The sequence below is a fragment of the Agromyces sp. NPDC029043 genome (genome assembly GCF_055564615.1).
Window position 1 is genome coordinate 41787 of record NZ_JBVHVX010000020.1, and the last position, 17865, is coordinate 59651.

Annotated in this window: 16 protein-coding genes; 6 read left to right on the forward strand and 10 right to left on the reverse strand. The window is 67.9% G+C overall.

Translation table 11 applies throughout. The features are described 5' to 3' along the window. Positions 1 to 5: 5 nt before the first annotated feature. From ACZ4TW_RS19695 to ACZ4TW_RS19705, 3 genes are read right to left on the reverse strand one after another with little or no spacing between them, the layout of a single operon-like run. Positions 6 to 665 (reverse strand): response regulator, encoded by a 660-nt coding sequence (locus ACZ4TW_RS19695; RefSeq protein WP_465545540.1) that lies wholly within the window; start codon positions 663 to 665, stop codon positions 6 to 8. Continuing rightward, positions 662 to 2323: a sensor histidine kinase gene (locus ACZ4TW_RS19700; RefSeq protein WP_465545542.1), complete on the reverse strand. Its 1662-nt coding sequence runs from the start codon at positions 2321 to 2323 to the stop codon at positions 662 to 664. Before ACZ4TW_RS19700 ends, ACZ4TW_RS19695 begins: the two co-directional genes overlap by 4 nt. 30 nt (positions 2324 to 2353) lie before the next feature. After that, entirely contained in the window at positions 2354 to 3871 is a 1518-nt protein-coding gene (locus tag ACZ4TW_RS19705) for a CitMHS family transporter (RefSeq protein WP_465545543.1), read from the reverse strand. Between the two features lie 247 nt (positions 3872 to 4118). On the opposite strand from ACZ4TW_RS19705, the gene yczE reads away from it, so the two are divergent. Beyond that, positions 4119 to 4688, forward strand: coding sequence for a membrane protein YczE (gene yczE / locus ACZ4TW_RS19710; RefSeq protein ID WP_465545545.1), 570 nt, complete (start codon positions 4119 to 4121; stop codon positions 4686 to 4688). A 26-nt stretch (positions 4689 to 4714) separates the two neighbouring features. Here the strand turns inward: yczE and dinB are convergent, their stop codons facing one another. Next, a complete protein-coding gene (gene dinB / locus ACZ4TW_RS19715) occupies positions 4715 to 5923 on the reverse strand; it encodes a DNA polymerase IV (protein WP_465545547.1) in 1209 nt (402 codons plus the stop codon). 108 nt (positions 5924 to 6031) lie between these two features. On the opposite strand from dinB, the gene ACZ4TW_RS19720 reads away from it, so the two are divergent. Beyond that, on the forward strand, positions 6032 to 6685 hold the full coding sequence (locus ACZ4TW_RS19720; RefSeq protein ID WP_465545549.1) for a class I SAM-dependent methyltransferase: 654 nt from the start codon (positions 6032 to 6034) through the stop codon (positions 6683 to 6685). 89 nt (positions 6686 to 6774) lie between these two features. Here the strand turns inward: ACZ4TW_RS19720 and ACZ4TW_RS19725 are convergent, their stop codons facing one another. Next, positions 6775 to 7938, reverse strand: a complete 1164-nt coding sequence (locus ACZ4TW_RS19725) for a MalY/PatB family protein (RefSeq protein ID WP_465545550.1) — start codon at positions 7936 to 7938, stop codon at positions 6775 to 6777. 28 nt (positions 7939 to 7966) lie between these two features. Between ACZ4TW_RS19725 and ACZ4TW_RS19730 the strand changes: the two genes are divergently transcribed. The 4 genes from ACZ4TW_RS19730 (at position 7967) to ACZ4TW_RS19745 (ending at position 12848) form a co-directional block, all read left to right on the forward strand. Continuing rightward, entirely contained in the window at positions 7967 to 8770 is an 804-nt protein-coding gene (locus ACZ4TW_RS19730; protein ID WP_465545552.1) for an LLM class F420-dependent oxidoreductase, read from the forward strand. 68 nt (positions 8771 to 8838) lie between these two features. Next, positions 8839 to 10869: a TPM domain-containing protein gene (locus tag ACZ4TW_RS19735; RefSeq protein ID WP_465545554.1), complete on the forward strand. Its 2031-nt coding sequence runs from the start codon at positions 8839 to 8841 to the stop codon at positions 10867 to 10869. A gap of 196 nt (positions 10870 to 11065) precedes the next feature. Then, entirely contained in the window at positions 11066 to 11515 is a 450-nt protein-coding gene (locus ACZ4TW_RS19740) for a MarR family winged helix-turn-helix transcriptional regulator (protein WP_465545630.1), read from the forward strand. Between the two features lie 34 nt (positions 11516 to 11549). After that, positions 11550 to 12848: an MFS transporter gene (locus ACZ4TW_RS19745; protein WP_465545556.1), complete on the forward strand. Its 1299-nt coding sequence runs from the start codon at positions 11550 to 11552 to the stop codon at positions 12846 to 12848. A 121-nt stretch (positions 12849 to 12969) separates the two neighbouring features. On the opposite strand, the gene ACZ4TW_RS19750 is transcribed toward ACZ4TW_RS19745, so the two are convergent. From ACZ4TW_RS19750 to ACZ4TW_RS19770, 5 genes are read right to left on the reverse strand one after another with little or no spacing between them, the layout of a single operon-like run. After that, positions 12970 to 13617 carry a helix-turn-helix domain-containing protein gene (locus tag ACZ4TW_RS19750; RefSeq protein ID WP_465545558.1) on the reverse strand — a complete coding sequence of 216 codons (648 nt, stop codon included), beginning with the start codon at positions 13615 to 13617 and terminating at the stop codon, positions 12970 to 12972. Between the two features lie 58 nt (positions 13618 to 13675). Continuing rightward, a complete protein-coding gene (locus ACZ4TW_RS19755; RefSeq protein WP_465545560.1) occupies positions 13676 to 14866 on the reverse strand; it encodes an NAD(P)/FAD-dependent oxidoreductase in 1191 nt (396 codons plus the stop codon). Continuing rightward, positions 14863 to 16194, reverse strand: a complete 1332-nt coding sequence (locus ACZ4TW_RS19760; RefSeq protein WP_465545562.1) for an FMN-binding glutamate synthase family protein — start codon at positions 16192 to 16194, stop codon at positions 14863 to 14865. The genes ACZ4TW_RS19755 and ACZ4TW_RS19760 overlap by 4 nt, the downstream gene beginning before the upstream one ends. Positions 16195 to 16220: 26 nt before the next feature. Beyond that, a complete protein-coding gene (locus ACZ4TW_RS19765) occupies positions 16221 to 16979 on the reverse strand; it encodes a protein glxC (protein ID WP_465545564.1) in 759 nt (252 codons plus the stop codon). Then, positions 16967 to 17863, reverse strand: coding sequence for a class II glutamine amidotransferase domain-containing protein (locus tag ACZ4TW_RS19770; protein ID WP_465545566.1), 897 nt, complete (start codon positions 17861 to 17863; stop codon positions 16967 to 16969). The genes ACZ4TW_RS19765 and ACZ4TW_RS19770 overlap by 13 nt, the downstream gene beginning before the upstream one ends. Positions 17864 to 17865: the final 2 nt, after the last annotated feature.

Sequence of the window (17865 nt, forward strand, 5' to 3'; positions counted from 1 at the left end):
TCTCCTCAGGTGGTGCGACGGTATTCCTGTCGGGGGCGGCCGGTGGTGCCATACTTCAGCGACATCTCGAGCCTGCCGGCGGCGACGAGATTCGCGAGGTGACGGCGAGCCGTCGGCGCGGAGATACCGACAGCGTCGGAGACCTCGTCGGCCATGAGTCGCTCGTCACCGACGAACAACTCCAGGATGCGCTGTTCGGTGGGGGAGCCGGCCTCGCTCCGCTCGGCCTGTCGCGTGCCGAAACGTAACGCGGACAAAGCATTGTCGACGGCGGACTGATCGACGGCATCTGCGTCGAGCACGCGTCGGTACTGCGCATAGCCGCCGAGGCGCCGAGCGAGATCGGTGTCCTCGAACGGCTTGATGAGGTATGCCAACGCACCTGCTCGCGTGGCCTTGCGCACGGCGGCGGCGTCGGTTTCGGCTCCGACGATGAAGCAGTCGCAGGGCAACTCGGAGATGAGGTCGATGCCCGATCCGTCGGGAAGATAAACGTCGAGCAGGGCGAGGTCGACCTCGGGATGATCGGCGATGGCCTCTCGTGCGGCCGCAACCGAACCGGCGCGCGCGACGACCCGGAAGCCGCGCACGGCGTCGACGATCGCCGAGTGGAGTGCGGCGACGCGGAAATCGTCGTCGACGATGAGTACGCCCAGGTCGGTCATCCGCCTGCTCCGTCCGTGTCCGTCTCCGGGGACAATATCCCGGGCAGCCGTGCGATGAGGATCGCACCGCCGAGTTCGTTGTCCGGCTGCGGGTTTCGGCCCGGATCACCGATGGTGATGTCGCCGCCGATGCGGCGGGCGATCCGGCGGGCGATGGCCAACCCGAGGCCGCGTCCGCCGGGTACCGCGGCGTCGACCTTGGTGGTCTCGCCGTCGGCGAAGATGCGGTCCGGGTCGTCGAAGACGATGCCGGGCCCGGAGTCGGCGACGGTGACGAACAGCGTGTCGCCGTCGGAGAGGAGTTCGACCTCCACGGTGCCGCCTTCTCCCGGTACGGAGGCCGCATCAATCGCGTTGTCGACGAGGTTCCCGATGACGGTGGTGGCGACGACGGGATCGAGAAGAGTTCCGGTGACCCAGGTTTGGCTGCCGAGGCGCAGGGTGACGGCCCGTTCCCGGGCGAGGCTGGACTTGGCGTCGAGGAATGCGTGCAGGTGTGGTTCGGCGATGTTCTCGAGCCCGGCGAGGCTGGACTCGGCGCCGTTCGCGCCGGTGAGTTCGTCGAGGTAGGCGAGCGCGGCGTCGGAGTGCCCGTGGCGCAGCAGTCCGCCGAGCACGTGGAAGCGGTTGGCCGTCTCGTGTCGTTGCGCGCGCAGCGCGGAGCTCATGGTTCGGATCGAATCCACTTCGCGGGTAAGCCTTTCCACGTCGGTGCGGTCGATGACCTGCAGCACCATGCCCAGATCGCGGCCGTCGGCCGCGACGCGATGGGAGCTGACCAGGACGACACGGTCGTCGACGGTGGCGGCAACCGGATTCGCGGTGGGCACGGCCAGGACGTCGGCGATGCGCGGGGTGAGGCCGATGTCGTCGATGTGGGTGCCGATCGGGGCGTCGATGTCGAGGAGTGTGCGGGCGTGATCGTTGATGATGCGCATGGTGCCGTCGGGGTCGACGGCGACCACGCCGTCGGCCATCGAATGCAACACCGCACGCTGTTCGCGGACGAGTTCGGTGAGTTCGTCGGGTTCGAGTCCGAGCGTGAGTCGGCGCCAGCGTCGCGCCAACAGGACCGAGCCGACGGCGCCGACACCCAACGCGGCCGCCCCGATCAGGGCGGTGGCGATCATGTCGCGACGAGTGTCGTCGGCCAGCTTCTGCGTGGAGACGCCGACACTGACGAATCCGACGACGGGACCCGACGATCCGATTCCGCCGAAGACCGGAACCTTGGCGCGGACCGATTCGCCGAGGGTGCCGCGATCGGTGGTGACGTCGACCTGCCCGGCGAGCACGCGTGTCGGGTCGGTGGAGACGTGTTTGCCGAGTTCCTCGTCCTCCGGGTGCGCGAGGCGGATGCCGTCGCGGTTGCCGATCACCACGAACAGCGCTCCGGTCCGTCGCGCCACGGCGTTGGCCTCGGCCTGCAGGACGCCGGCGGCGAGGGTGGCCGGGTCGAGGGTGGTGCCCGCTTGGGCGGCGACCGCCTGACGCACGCCAGGGGCGCTGGCCACCGACTGTGCGATGGCCAGCGCCCGCTGTGCGTATTCATCCCGGACCCGGTCGTCGGCTCCGGCGATCACCAGGCCGAACCCGGCACCGAGGCTCAGTGCGATCACGGCCAGCTGCAGGAGCAGCACCTGCGTCCGTAATCGCATGCCACCCAGGTTAGGTCGCGGGAGCATCGATCAGAACGGAATCGCTCCGACCAGCACTCCGGTCACGAGCATTGCCAGCGAGACGACAACGGCTCGCCAGAGCACCTTCTTGTGATGATCGGCCAGGGTGACGCCGGCGAGTGCCACCAGCAGCAGGATCGCCGGGACCAGCGGGCTCTGCATGTGGACGGTCTGGCCGGTGATGGATGCGCGGGCCATCTCGGTGGGATCGATGCCATAGCGCGACGCGGTCTCCGAGAGCACCGGCAGCACACCGTAGTAGAAGGCGTCGTTGCTCATCAGGAAGGTGAGCGGGATGGACAGCAGGCCGACGATGACGGCCATGTGCGGACCCATCGAATCCGGGATGCCCTCGGCCAGCCAGTGCGCGATGGCGTCGACCATGCCGGTGCCGTTGAAGACGCCGGTCAGCACCGCGGCGGCGAGAACCATGGCGACCACCGAGACGATGCTCGAGCTGTGCCGGGTGATGGCCTCCTGCTGATCCTTGACGTGCGGGAAGTTCACCGCCAGGGCGATGGCCGCGAAGATCATGAACAGCACCGGGATGGCGACGATATCGGCGCCGAGGATGGCCAGCAGCGCGATGGTCAGCGCGGCGTTGAACCAGAACAGCTTGGGACGCAGCGTCTTCCGGTTGGGATCGAGGACGCCGGTGAAGGTCGTCTCGCCGTTCTCGTTGTACTCCTCGACGTGCACGTCGTGGCCGTTGCGCTGCGAGTCGCCGAGCGGGAGGTCGCGTGTGGCGGTCAGGTCGTCGTCGTTCGTCGACGACCCGGCCGACCCGCTGCCCGACGAACCGCTGCGGCGGCCGAATCGGCGCGACGTCGGCGGGGTGCTGGTGCCCGAGCCACCACCGGCGGCGACGAGGACCTCCTCGGACGGGACGAGCAGGGAATCCTTGATCTCGAGCTGACCGATCCGACGACGCTCCAGCACACCGAGGTGATAGGCGAATGCGAGGACGATGAGCAGCGCGACACCGAGGGCCGGGAGCATCGGGACGAAAACGTCGTTGGTCTCGATCTTCAGTGCGCTGGCGGCGCGGGCGGTGGGTCCGCCCCACGGCAGGATGTTCATGGTGCCGTTGGCCAAGCCGGCGACGACGGTCAGCACAACGGGGCTCACGCCCAGCTTGAGGTAGAGCGGCAGCAGTGCGGCGGTCATGATGATGAACGTGGTGGAGCCGTCGCCGTCGAGGGAGACGACCATCGCGAGGACCGCGGTGCCCACGACGAGACGTGCCGGGTCATGACCGACCATCCTGATCACGCGCCGCACGATGGGGTCGAAGAGCCCGACATCGATCATGATCCCGAAGAAGATGATGGCGAAGAACAGCATCGCCGCGGTGGGTGCGAGTTCTTTGATCCCGTCCTTGATCATGTCGCTGATGTCGAGGCCGGCGCCGGCGAAGAGTCCGAAGGCGACGGGTACGAGGATGAGCGCCACGACGGGGGTGGCGCGTTTGGTGATGATCAGCGCCATGAAGGTCGCGACCATTCCGAGGCCGAGTGCTACCAACATTGCTTTCTCATTTCTGCTTGTCCGAACTGACGGGTGCCGGGGATGTGATGTGGATGACTCCCGTTACAGGACGAGTGTTGAGGTAATGCAGGTCACAGTCACGCTTGGGCGCATAAGACTCGTTTCGCGCATTTCGCGCGCGAAACCCGTTTGCGCACCGAGGGTTCGCGCTGATCTGATGCGAGACGTGACCACTCCGCCCACACCGCAGCTCAGCCGATGGATCCCCGGTCCGCGGCGCGCGGCGATGCTGGTGCTCGGCCTGTGGTTGTTCGGTACGGGCGAGGCGATGCTGGTCGTGACGGGGTTGGGCAACTCACCGTGGACGGTGTTCGCGCAGGGGATCGGCAACCTGACCGGCCTGTCGGTGGGGATCGTGACGAACATCGTCGGCGCGTGCGTGCTGGTCCTCTGGATTCCGTTGCGGCAGAAACCCGGTCTCGGGACGCTGGCCAACGTGGCGCTGATCGGCACCGCGATCGACGTGACGCTGCGGTTCATGCCGGAGTTCGACTCGCTGTGGGTGAACCTGGCGCTGATGTTCGGCGGCATCGCCGTCGTCGGCCTGGGCAGCGGCTTCTACCTGGGTGCCGGGATGGGGCCGGGTCCGCGCGATGGCCTGATGACCGGGCTGCATCGTCGGTTCGGCTGGTCGATCGCCGTCTCGCGGTGGACCGTGGAGGGCACCGTGCTGGTGATCGGGTTCTTCCTCGGCGGCGTGGTGGGCATCGGCACCGTGGCCTTCGCGCTGCTGATCGGACCGGCGGTGAGCGTTGCGGTGCGCGCGTTGTCGTTGGTGCCGACCGTCGATCTCTAGGGTGCGCACGCGATCAGTCCGCCGCATCAGTCCGGCAGCATCGGCGCATCATCTCCGTGATGACGGTTGATGAGGACGGCACGCGTGACGGCGTCGCGGCCGAATCGGTTGCGCAGTGAATCCATGGCGACGTCGAGTTCTTCGGAGTGATCTGCCTCGAACGGCAGTGCCAGTTGGATGCTGTCGTGGGCGTCGAGGTTGGTCAGCGAGAGGCCGACGAGACTGCAGCCGCGGTCGAGCAGCATGGGCATCGCATCGTCGAGGAGGGCGCGCGCCGTCGACATGATGACGTCGGTGCGGTCGGTCGCCTCGATCAGGGTGCGCGACCGGGTCGCGCGGCTGAAGTCATTGAAGCGCAGCCGCAAAACAACGGTGCGACAAACCCTTTCGGCCGTTCGCAGTCGTTTGGCGAGCCGCTCCACGATCGCGACGATCGTCACCTCGATCTCCAACGGTGCCTTCGGCCGGCGCCCGAGTGCCCGTTGTGACCCGATCGACCCGCGACGACGTCCGGCGTCGACGCGGCGCGGATCGGTCGCCATCGACAGGGCGAACAGGTGCCGGGCGGAGCCGGGGCCGAGGATGGGGCGCAAGCCGCGCTCCCCCATGCGTGCGAGATCCCCGACGGTGCTGACTCCCGCGTCGGCCAGCTTGGCCTCGGTGACAGCGCCGACACCCCACAACCGCCGCACCGGGAGCGGATGCAGGAAGGCGAGCTCGGTACCGGCGGGGACGACCAGCAGACCGTCGGGTTTACTCACGGCGGAGGCGACCTTCGCGAGGAACTTGTTGCGGGCCACACCGACGGAGATGGGGAGGCCGACCTCGTCGCGAACGCGCTCGCGCAGGCGATGGGCGATGGCCGCCGGTTCACCGGACAACCGGGCGAGCCCGGCGACGTCGAGAAACGCCTCATCGACGGAGATCCCCTCGACCAGTGGCGTCGTATCCCGGAAGATCTCGAACACCGCCTTGCTGGCCTCGGTGTAGGCGTCGAACCGGGGACGCACGACGACGGCGCGCGGGCAGAGCGCACGTGCCTGATGGCCGGGCATCGGCGTGGTGATGCCGAAGGCCTTGGCCTCATAGCTGGCGGCGAGGACCACTCCCCCGCCGACGATCACCGGACGGCCGCGCAGATGCGGATTGTCGCGCTGCTCGACAGACGCGTAGAACGAGTCGAGATCGGCATGGAGGATCGTCGACTCACTGCGTGGGCCCCGATCGATTCGCATAGAACATATGTTCGCATGCGGGTGTGACAATCGGTGGCCACGCGGGGATTCTTGCCGAGTTCGCAAGGTCATGGCCCGGGCGCGCGGGTGACCGCTACCGTCGGCCACATGGACCACGACTCCGATCAGGACTTCGCCGCCACCGCCGCGGCGAACGCCGCCCGCGACACCGGCACCGCCGCCGAGTGGGATGAGCGGTACAGCTCGGCGGACAGGCTGTGGACGTCGAACGTCAATCCGGCGCTGATCGCAGAGGCCGGCGCGCTGACACCCGGCACCGCACTCGACGTGGGCTCCGGCGAAGGCGCCGACGCACGCTGGCTCGCCGCACGGGGCTGGACGGTGGTGGCCATCGACATCTCGGGCGTCGCGATCGAGCGGGCACGCTCGCTGGACACCACCGGCGCGATCACCTGGGCACAGGTGGATCTGTACGCCGACGACGTACCCGCGCCCGGCACCTTCGACCTCGTGTCCGCGCAGTACTTCCCCATCGCGGCCGGCGACGAGACGACCGTCGCCCGGTTGCTCGGAGCGGTCGCGCCGGGCGGATCGCTGGTGATGTCCGCACATGAGCCGACGGGGATCCGCGCGCACGGCCGCGATCCCGACGCCTACATCTTCCCCGGAGACGTAGCCGCGCGGATCGCCGACGATCCGGACTGGGAGATCGTCACCGACGAGACGCGGGAGCGCGGGATCGCGGCGGGCGGAGGGCATCACACGCACGACGTGATTCTGCGGGCACGGCGGATTCGCTAGCGGCGCAGACCACACCCACCACTTTTGCAGGTACACACCACCAAAACGGCGGTGTGTCTGCGCACAAGTGGTGGGTGTGCGACGAGGTGTCAGGCGGCACCGTGCACGACGCGCGCGATCCGGCCCACCGCCTCCACCACCACTTCAGGTGCGCATGCGACGTTGAGGCGTGCAAATCCCTTGCCCTGCTTGCCGAATGCGGGACCGTAGTGGGTGGCGAGCTTGGCCTCATCGAGCAGCGCGAGCCCGGGATTGTCGCCGAGTCCGGTGGCCCGAAAGTCGAGCCAGGCCAGATACGACGCGGCGGGTCGTCGCATCGTCACCGACGGAACCTGCTGTGCCAGAGCCGATTCCAGGAGTGTCAGGTTCTCATCGATGACTCCGATGACGGTGTCGAGCCAGAGGTCGCCGTGCTCGAAGGCGGCCTCGGTGGCGGCGCGTCCGAGGATGCTGGTGCGGTAGGCGACCTCCTCGGGCTGGCGGTCGAGCATCGCGCGGGTGCGCTCATCGGTGGCGATCATCAACGCGCATTTGGCCCCGGCGACGTTGAAACCCTTGCTCGCCGAGTGGAGTGCGACACCCACGCGGCGGGCGGCATCGCCGACGGCCAGGAACGGGATGAAGTCCGCGGTGTGGTGGACCAGTGGTGCGTGGATCTCGTCGGAGACGACCGTCGCGCCGTACCGCAGCGCGAGATCGGCGAGCCGTGCCAGGTCTTCGCGCGGATGACACAGGCCCACGGGATTGTGTGGGCTGCACAGTAATACGGCCTTGGCGCCATCGGCGAGCGCGGACTCGATGCCACCGAGATCCAGACGATACGCGCCGTCGTCGAGCAGCGGTACCTCGACGACACGACCACCCGCCTCGGGCACCAACTCGAAGAACGGCGGGTAGATCGGCGGATTGATGATGACCCCGTCGCCGGGTTCTATCGCCACGCGCAGCGTCTCGACGATGGCGACGCTGACGTCGGTGGTGAGGCGCACATCGTCGGCGTCGAACTCCCAGCCCCAGCGTCGTCGGGCGAAGGTGCTGAACACCTCCCCGACCCGGCCGGCGTCGGCGGCGTAACCGATGTCGGAACTGCGCGCCTGCGCGACGATCGCATCGATCACCGGCGGTGCGAGGCTGAAGTCCATCTCGGCGATGAACATCGGGAGAACATCGTCGGGGTAGGTCTGCCATTTCGCGCTGGAGCGTCGTCGAAGATCGGACAAGGCGGGCGCGGTCGGGAAATCCGGAGTCGTCACTCCTGCATTGTTGTGCACTATGGATCCCATGGCCTCAACTATTCGTGACTTCCCCATCCGCGTCGGCGTCCAGATCCAGCCGCAGCAAGCGCCCGAGTACCGGCAGATCCGCGACGCCGTCCGACGCGCGGAGGATCTCGGGGTGGACATCGCGTTCAACTGGGATCACTTCTATCCGCTCTACGGCAATCCCGACGGCCCGCACTTCGAGTGCTGGACGATGCTCGGTGCGTGGGCGGAGCAGACCTCGCGCGTGCAGATCGGTGCACTGGTCACCTGCAACTCGTACCGCAACCCGGACCTGCTGGCGGACATGGCGCGGACCGTCGACCACATGAGTGATGGCCGATTGATCCTGGGCATCGGATCGGGGTGGTTCGAGAAGGATTACGACGAGTACGGCTACGAGTTCGGGACCGCGGGCTCACGGCTCGACGCGCTCGGTGAGGCGCTGCCGCGGATCGAGGCGCGGTTGGAGAAGCTGAATCCGCCGCCCACCCGCGACATCCCGGTGCTGATCGGCGGTGGCGGCGAGAAGAAGACGCTGCGGTATGTCGCCGAGCACGCCGACATGTGGCACTACTTCGTCGACAAGGAGGCGTACCTGCGCAAGGTCGCGATCCTCGACGAGCACTGCGCGGCGGTCGGGCGTGACCCCAAGGAGATCGAGCATTCGGCCGGCGTCGAGGTGCGCGGCGGGAGCGTCGACGACGCCCTGCGCAACGCCGATGAGCTGACCGCCGCCGGGATCTCGACGATCACGATCGGTGTCGGCGGACCCGACTACGACATGTCGACCCTCGAGGCGCTCATCCGGTGGCGCGATTCCTGACCCTGACCCCGCGCCATCATCTGGGCGACCATCCCCGGCCCACGGGCGCTGCGGCTAGATTTGAAGCCATGTCTGTCCGCATGCACGCCCGTGCCCTCGGCGCACTGACCGCGACGCTGTTCGTGGTGCTGTTCTCCGCGCTCTTCGCCGCTCCCGCGACCGCGGAGGCGCCGGTGCGCCTGCCCACCCAGGTGTACGACCCGGCGAATGTGCTGACCGCCGGGCAGCGAGCAGATCTCGAGAACCGGATCGAGCAGCTCGGCACCGATCATCAGGTCCAGCTGTGGGTCGCGTATGTGAAGACCTTCGATGACCTGTCCGCCGAACAGTGGGCCTCGCAGACCGTCACCGCCAGCGACCTCGGCTACCGCGACGTGCTCCTCGCGGTGGCGACGGATGCGCGGTCGTACTACTTCAACGCGCCGGTCGGCATCGACGATCTCGACCAGAACGCGTTGAACGACATCGCCATCAACGACATCCGGCCGCAGCTCGCGCAGAGCGACTGGGCGGAGGCGGGGATTGCCGCGGCCACCGGGATCTCCGATGCGTTGGCGCCGTCGCACACCGGGCTGATCGCAGCCGGGGTGGCCGGCGGTGTCGTCGTCGTGGGTGGTGGCGGCGCACTGCTGTACTCGCGGCGTCGGAAGCGTCGCGGGATCGAGCAGGGCGTCGAGGGTCTGCGTGAGCAGGAGTCCGAACTGACTGCCGATCAGTTGGCGGCGCAGCCGCTGGAGGTACTCGACCCGTGGTCGCGGGAGATCCTCACCGACACCGACAACGCCATCCGCACCAGTGAGGAAGAGCTGAAGCTGGCCGTCGGCGAGTTCGGTCAGGCGCAGACCCAACCCTTTTCGCAGGCATTGGCGAACGCGAAGCAGGGACTCGCGTCGTCGTTCTCCTTGCGACAGCGTCTCGACGACAACATCCCCGAGACGCCCGACGAACAGCGCTCGATGCTGGTACAGATCATCACCACCTGCACCGAGGTCGACGCCGAGCTGGACGGGCAGGTCAAGGCGTTCGACGAGATGCGCAACCTGCTGATCAACGCGCCGCAGCGATTCGACACCATCACGCAGTCGTTGGTGGCGCTGCGGGCGCGCCTCGAGGGATCGCGGGCACAGCTCGGTGCGCTGGTCATCAAGCACGGCGAGCCGACGCTCGCATCAATCGCGCACAACCCGGAGCTGGCGGAAGAGCAGATCAGGTTCGCCGAGAGCAGCGCCGACCAGGGGCGCGAGGCCATCTCACATCCGGCCGGCGAGCAGGGTCCGGCGGTCGCGGCGATCCGTTCGGCGGAAGGCGCGATCGAGCAGGCCGGCAGACTGCTCGACGCCATCGATCACGCCGACGAGAACATCACGGCCGCACACACGCGGATGCCTGCGCTCATCGAGGAGGTCGACGGTGAGCTCGCCGAGGCCGCCAATCTCGGGATCGACGGCGGGCCCGAGCTGGCGAATGCGGTGATGGCCGCGCAGACCGCGGTCGGGCACGCCCGCACCGGTTTCGCGGCCGACCCGCTGGGAACGTTCAGCACCCTCGTCGACGCCGACGCCGTGCTCGACGACGCCCTCGACAAGGCACGCGCGGCATCGGCGGACCGCCAGCGGCGGGCCGAACTGCTCACCTCATCGCTCGCCTCCGCCCAGGCCAAGGTCAGCGCGGCATCGGACTTCATCGCCACCCGACGCGGCGCGATCCAGTCGACGGCCCGCACTCGCCTCGCCGAAGCGGAACGTCTGCTGACCGAGGCCAACGCGGGCGCGGCTGGCGACCCTGCCGCGGCAATCGAATCTGCCCGTCGCGCAGGCGGATTGGCGGATCAGGCGTTGATGTCGGCGCAGGGTGACGTCGCACAGTGGCAGCAGAGCCAGCAGCCTCCCCAGCAGCGATCGGGCGGTTCGGCGAGCGGCGCGGTACTCACCGGCATCCTCGTCGACAGCTTCCTGCGCGGCGGGATGCGGGGCGGTGGCTTCGGTGGCGGCTTCGGCGGGGGCTTCGGCGGCGGTGGCTACAGCAGCGGCGGCCGCAGCCCCGGCTCGTTCGGTGGGTCCGGGTCGTCGGGGCGGATCGGCACCGGAGGTCGGTTCTGACCGTCATCGAGCGGGCACACCCCAGCGTCGAGCGGGCACAGTCTGAGCGTGAGTGGGCGCGCTGAGCCCACTCGGCGCGAAAGTACGCCCACTCACTGCTGGTGCGTGCCCGATCGGTGTGAGGTTGTGCACGATCGATGACCAGACTTTTATTTCGTGTCCCTAAGTATTAGGGTTACTAAGTGTGTCGGAGAATGTGTATGACCTTGCCGGAGCCATCCGCCCGTCGTTGACGCGGCTCTATCTTGCGCTCCGACGACACACCCCGATCCCCGAGTACACCGCCGCTCAGGCATCGGCGCTGGTCACCCTGATCGATCATGGTCCCATGCGGATGGGCGAATTCGCCGACCGTGAATCGATCCGGATGCCCACCGCCACCGCCCTGATCGACGGCCTGCGCCGCAACGACCTCGTCGAGCGGTCGCCGGACCCGGAGGATCGGCGGGCGGTTCTGGTCTCCGTCACCGAGCACGGCCGAGAGGTTCTCGACCGCGTCCGGGGACAACGAGACGAGGTGCTCACCGCAGCGCTCGCAGCCCTCACCGAGGAGCAACGGGCGGCACTTTCCGCCGCCGCTCCCGCGCTGCGAGCCCTGCAGGAACACCTGGAGAAGACGCCCGACACCAGCAGTGCAGCCCGCTAGAAACCCTTATACGACAATCGATTTCGAGGTAGAAGTGACCGTCATCAGCAACAAGGAGACCGACGAGTCGTCGTCGGATGTTTCTCCCGACCACACACCCTCCCTGATGGAGACCTTCCGTGAGCAGCCGCGTACCGTCTGGGTGACGGCGTTCGCCGCGGTCATCGCATTCATGGGCATCGGCCTGGTCGACCCGATCCTGCACAGCATCGCCGAAGCACTCAACGCGCCGCCGGAGAAGCTCACTCTGCTATTCGGCGTGTACGTCGGCGTCCAGTGCGTTGCGATGCTGCTGACCGGTTGGACCGCATACCGCTTCGGCCCCAAGCGCACGTTGACCGTCGGCCTGGTGCTGATCGTCATCGCCGCGGGTGTCTCCGCCTTCGCCGGGAACATCGATCAGCTGATCGCTCTGCGCGTCATCTGGGGTCTGGGCAACGCACTGTTCCTGGCGACCGCACTGGCGTTCATCGTGGGCGCGAGCGGAAGTAAGGGCGGCAATCACTCCGGCGGCATCATGCTCTACGAGGCTGCGCTCGGCGCCGGCCTGGCCGTCGGCCCGCTGCTCGGCGCGGTTCTCGGCGAGTGGACCTGGCGTGCACCGTTCGCCGGCACCGCCATCCTGATGCTCATCGGCGCCGCTCTCTGTGCGTTCCTGCTGCCGACCGACGGTCCGTCGAGCGAACGTCCGAGGGTCACCATCATCGACCCGCTCAAGGCCCTGCGTAACCGCACCCTGTTCGTCACGTCGATCGGCTCGGCGTTCTACACCGGGGCTCTGTTCACCGTCATCGCCTGGGCGCCGATCGCCATGAGCCTGCGCCCGATCTACGCCGGTCTGATCTTCTTCGGCTGGGGTCTGCTGACCGCGCTCGCCGGTGTCTTCATCGCGCCCGCCCTCGCCGACCGCATCGGCCAGAAGGGCGGGGTGATGACCGCGATCGCGGCCTACGCCGTGGTCATGGCACTCGCCGCGATCGGCACGCTGGAGTCGCAGGTGTGGCTGATCGGGTTGGCCGTCATCCTGTCGGGTCTGCCGTCCGGTGTGCTCAACACCCTGTTCACCGGTGTCGCGATGTCCGCGGGCGATCCGCGGACGCCGCGGTCGGTGGCCAGTGCCGGGTACAGCTTCCTACGGTGGATGGGTGCGGCAATCGCCGCGGTGCTCGTCGCACACCTCGCCGACTGGTTCGGCTCGTATGCCGCACCGTTCTGGTTCGCGACGGCCTACTGCGTCGTCGCCATCGGAGCGATCTGCTTCGTCCGGAACACGGCCGCCGACTCGCACGAGGTGGCCGACGACGCCGCACTGATCGGCGCCGAGGAGTACTGAGCAGCCGGGCGCGTGCCCGCTCGGTCGAGTGCGTGCCCGCTCGATGCGAGTGTGTGCCCGCTCGGCACGGGTGCGTGCCCGCTCGATGCGAGTGTGTGCCCGCTCGGTGTCCGGGGAGAACTCAGGTCATCGTGTCCGGGAACGCGATCACCGACAGGAAGCGCACGGGCAGGTCGACGAGTTCGACCGGCCCGTGCGCTCCTTCTCCGTCGAGTTGCAGGGCGTCACCCGGGTTCATCCGGTACACCGAGCGGCTGTGCGCGTAGTCCATGGTGCCCTCGAGCATGTAGATGAACTCGGTGCCCGGATGCTGGAACAGCGGCTGTGTCACCGACTTCTCGGTGAGCGTCACCATCAGGCATTCGAGCCGCTTGTGCTCACCGCGCAGGGAGCCGAGCAGTTCGTACTCGTGACCTTCGCGGGAGCCCTCGCGGATGATCGCCGGACCTTCGCCCGCCTTCACGAACACTGCCGACCGCTCGAGATCCGCACCGCGGAACAGTGAGGTGACCGAGACGTCGAAGGCGGTGGCGAGCCGGGCAAGAGTGCTGAGGCTGCAGGAGGTCTGGGCGTTCTCGATCTTCGAGAGCATCGCCTTGGAGATGCCCACCTTCACCGCCATGTCGCCGACGGAGAGCCCCTCCTGACGACGCAGCCGTCGAACGTTCTCGGCGATCGCGGTCTCGAGTTCGAGCTCTTCGACAGGAGTGTCGACGGAGCGGTCCCGGGCCGTGCCGGATTGATTGCGGAGCAGCGGGTCGTCAGCCATCCCGTCAGCATAGGCACCGGCGGTGTTCACTGTCATGAGACACACGGCAGTTCTCCGCTCAGCGCATCTCTCCGGCCCCCACGTACGGGAACCGCGTCTTCAGCAGATCCCCCTCGGCGAATCGGGCGTACCGGAAGTCCGACTCCGGGATTCGCGGATCGGCACTGCGCCCGTCGACGACGAGGTCGGCCACCAGGCGTCCGACGGCCGGTGAGATCTTGAAGCCGTGACCGCTGAACCCGGCCGCGATGACGAGTCCGTCGAGCGGGCCCCGGGAGATGATCGGGTTCCAGTCGGGGGTGACGTCGTAGCAGCCGGCGTAGCTGGAGGTGATGGCCGGATCGGGGAAGCCGGGGAAGCGGGTGCCGACCTTGTCGACCGTGAGATCCACGAACTCCTCGAGCGCCCGGTTCACGTAATTGTCCGGATCGGCGATCTCCAGCTCGGCCAGATCGCTGTTGCCGAACAGGATCTCACCGCGCACATCGGGCCGAACATATTGCAGCGACACCAGATCCGAGAAGACGGGAATATCACCGAGGTCCTCTCCCGGTTGGATCATCACGATCTGTTCGCGGTGTACCTCGATCGGGACGTCGACGCCGTGGGCGGCGAGGAACGGCTTGGTCCAGACGCCGGTCGCGACGACGACGGTCTCCGCGGAGATCGACGACCCGTCGGCGAGTGTCACGCCGGTGACCCGATCGCCGTCGACGATGAGTCCGGAGACGCTGGTGCCCTGCCGGATTCGGACGCCGGCCGCGCGTGCGGAGGCCGCGAACGCCTGGGCCGTCTGATAGGCGTCGCCGTACCCGCCGCGCTCCTCCCAGCCGAACGCCGCGAAGGGTTCGAGGTCGGCGGTCGGCCACATGCGGGCGACGTCGTCTTTGTCGATGGACTCGGTCTGCACACCGACGGCGCGTTGTGCGGCAAGACTTTTCCGAAGATTCTCGACGTTGGGTTCACCGACGCCGACGACATAGCCGGTCTGCCGGAACCCGATGTCGGTACCGAAGATCTCCTCGGCCTTTTCGAAGATCTCCAACCCGAGCGCCGCCATCGCGGCCAGGGAGCTGACGCCGTAGTGGCACCGGACGATGCCCGACGACTTGCCGGTCATGCCACCGCCGACGGTATCCCGTTCGCACACGACGACATCAGAGATACCTCGCTGCCCGAGCGCCCACGCGGTCGCGACCCCTTCGAGGCCGCCGCCGACGATGACGACCGATGCGGTCTCGGTGGTCACAGCCCAGCCCCCGGAATCCAGGAGGTGCCGGCGAGCGGGACACGGGCCATGGCCGACGCCTCGATGGTGATGGCGACGAGATCCTCGGGCTCGAGGTGCTGCAGGTGCGCCTTGCCGCAGGCGCGGGCGATGGTCTGGGCCTCCATGGTCATCACGCGCAGGAAGTTGGCGAGGCGACGTCCGCCCTCGACCGAGTCGAATCGTGCGGAGAGCTCCGGGTCCTGCGTGGTGATGCCGGCCGGATCCTTTCCGTCCTGGAAGTCGTCGTAATAGCCTGCGGCAGAGCCGATCTTCTCGTACTCGGCGGCATAGCGCGGATCGTTGTCGCCCAGGGCGATCAGGGCGGCGGTGCCGATGGCGACGGCGTCGGCACCGAGCGCCATGGCCTTGGCCACATCGGCACCGTTGCGGATACCGCCGGAGACGATGAGCTGCACCTCCCGGTGAACTCCCAACTCCTGCAACGCCTGGACCGCCTGCGGGATGGCCGCGAGGGTGGGGATGCCGACATGCTCGATGAAGACGTCCTGGGTGGCGGCGGTGCCGCCCTGCATGCCGTCGACGACGACGACATCGGCACCGGAGTGCACGGCGAGCTTGACGTCGTAGTAGGTGCGGGTGGCGCCGACCTTGACGTAGATCGGCTTCTCCCAGTCGGTGATCTCGCGCAGCTCGTTGATCTTGATCGCGAGATCGTCGGGGCCGGTCCAGTCGGGATGGCGGCTGGCGCTGCGCTGATCGATACCCTCGGGCAGCGTTCGCATCCCGGCGACGCGCTCGGAGATCTTCTGCCCCAACAGCATTCCGCCGCCGCCGGGCTTGGCGCCCTGACCAAGGACCACCTCGATGGCGTCGGCGCGCCGCAGATCGTCGGGGTTCATGCCGTAGCGCGAGGGCAGGTACTGGTACACGAGGTGCTTGGACTGGCCGCGCTCCTCCGGGGTCATGCCGCCGTCGCCGGTCGTCGTCGACGTTCCTACCTCGCTGGCACCGCGTCCGAGGGCTTCCTTCGCCTGTCCGGAGAGCGCACCGAAGCTCATGCCCGCGATGGTGACCGGGGTGTCGAGATGCAAGGGGTACTTGGCATGTCGGGTGCCGAGGACGACGTCGGTGCCACAGCGTTCGCGGTAGCCCTCGAGCGGGTAACGGGACATCGACGCGCCGAGGAACAGCAGGTCGTCGAAGTGCGGCAGCTTGCGCTTGGCACCCCACCCGCGGACGTCGTAGATGCCGGTCTCGGCGGCCCGCTGGATGGCGGCGATGGTGGTGCGGTCGAAGGTGGCCGATTCGCGCAGACCGCGCTGCTCGACGCTCAGGTTCTCGGACATATTCGTTCTCTCGTTCGTAGGCGTGGTCAGTAGGCCGACGTGTTGTCCACGTGGAAGTGATAGAGCTCGCGGGCCGATCCGTAGCGGGTGTAGTCCGCGGGGTTGTCGTCCTTGAAGCCGGCGGCCTTGAGGAGACCGGCGAGCTCGTCGAGGTGCTCGGCGCGCATCTCTTTGGCAATGCAGTCCGCGCCAAGGGATTTCACGTCACCGCGGACGTAGATGCGGGTTTCGTAGATGGAGTCGCCGAGCCCGTCGCCGGCGTCGCCGCGGATCACCAGGCGTCCGGCCTGCGCCATGAATGCACTGTTGTGCCCGACGTTGCCGCCGACGACGATGTCCACGCCCTTCATCGAGATCCCGCAGCGGGCCGCGGCGTCACCCTCGACGACGAGCAGCCCACCGTGCGCGGTGGCACCTGCCGACTGGGCCGCGTTGCCCTTGACGACGACGGTGCCGCTCATCATGTTCTCGGCGACACCGGTCCCGGCGTTGCCGTTGATGGTGACCTCGGCCTGCTGATTCATCCCGGCGGCGTAGTAGCCGACATGACCGTTGACGGTGATCTTCACCGGTGCGTTGACGCCCGCGGCAACGCTGTGCGCGCCGGCCGGATTGTCGATGACGATCTCACCGTCGATGTCGCCGTGGAGCGCGGAGTTCACCTCGCGCAGTGAGGTGCTCGCCAGATCGAACTGCGTATAGGGGTTCATGGCTACGGCTTCCTCTGTGTCGGTGATGGGCGGGGCGGCGGGGTGATCAGTGGCGGTGCGGCTCAACGTGTCCATGCGTAGACCACCTCGGGCTCGGGCTCCCAGATGCGGGCGTTCTCGACACCGGGAAGCTGGGCCAGCGCGCGGTATTCGCTAGCCATGGCGACCCAGTCGTCGGTCTCGGCGATGACGGCGGGCTTGCAGGCGATGGCGTCGCGGACCACGGCGAACGAGTCGCGGTTGGAGACGAGCAGGGTGTAGAAGCCGTCGAAGGTCGCGCAGACCTCCTTGAGCGCGGTCTCCACGTCCTTGCCCGCGGCGAGTTCCCGGGCGACGAAGCGGGCGCCGACCTCGGTGTCGTTCTCGGAGTCGAACTCAATGCCCTGCGCACGCAATTCGCGTCGGATCGTCGCGTGATTGGAGAACGAACCGTTGTGCACGAGGCACTGCTCGGGTCCGACGGCGTAGGGATGGGCACCCGAGGGGGTGACGGCCGATTCGGTCGCCATCCGGGTGTGCCCGACGCCCTGCCAGCCCGACGCCCCGGCCAGACCCCACGATCTAGCGAGGTCCCGCGGAGCACCGACACCCTTGAGGACGGTGAGGTCGCTGCCGAAGCCCGCGACGAGCGCATCGGGGTAGCTGGCCCGCGCCACGGCGAGGAGTTCCTCGGACGGAACGTCGGCGCTGATCACCAACGTCTCGTCGACGCGCTGCGCCGCGACGTCGGTGCCGAGGATCGGCGACAGTTCCGCGGCCACCGCCGACGGCTCCTGCGACAACTCGAGCAGGCTGACGCACGCGTGTCCGGGCGGCGCCCACTGCGGGTTGCCGTAGACGGCGATGCCGGCCGAATCGGCTCCGCGGTCCTGCATTTCGCCGAGCATCACGCTCAGCATCTCGCCGAGCTTCGGGTAGAGATCGGGGTTGCGCAGATGCAGGCCCACGATTCCGCACATGG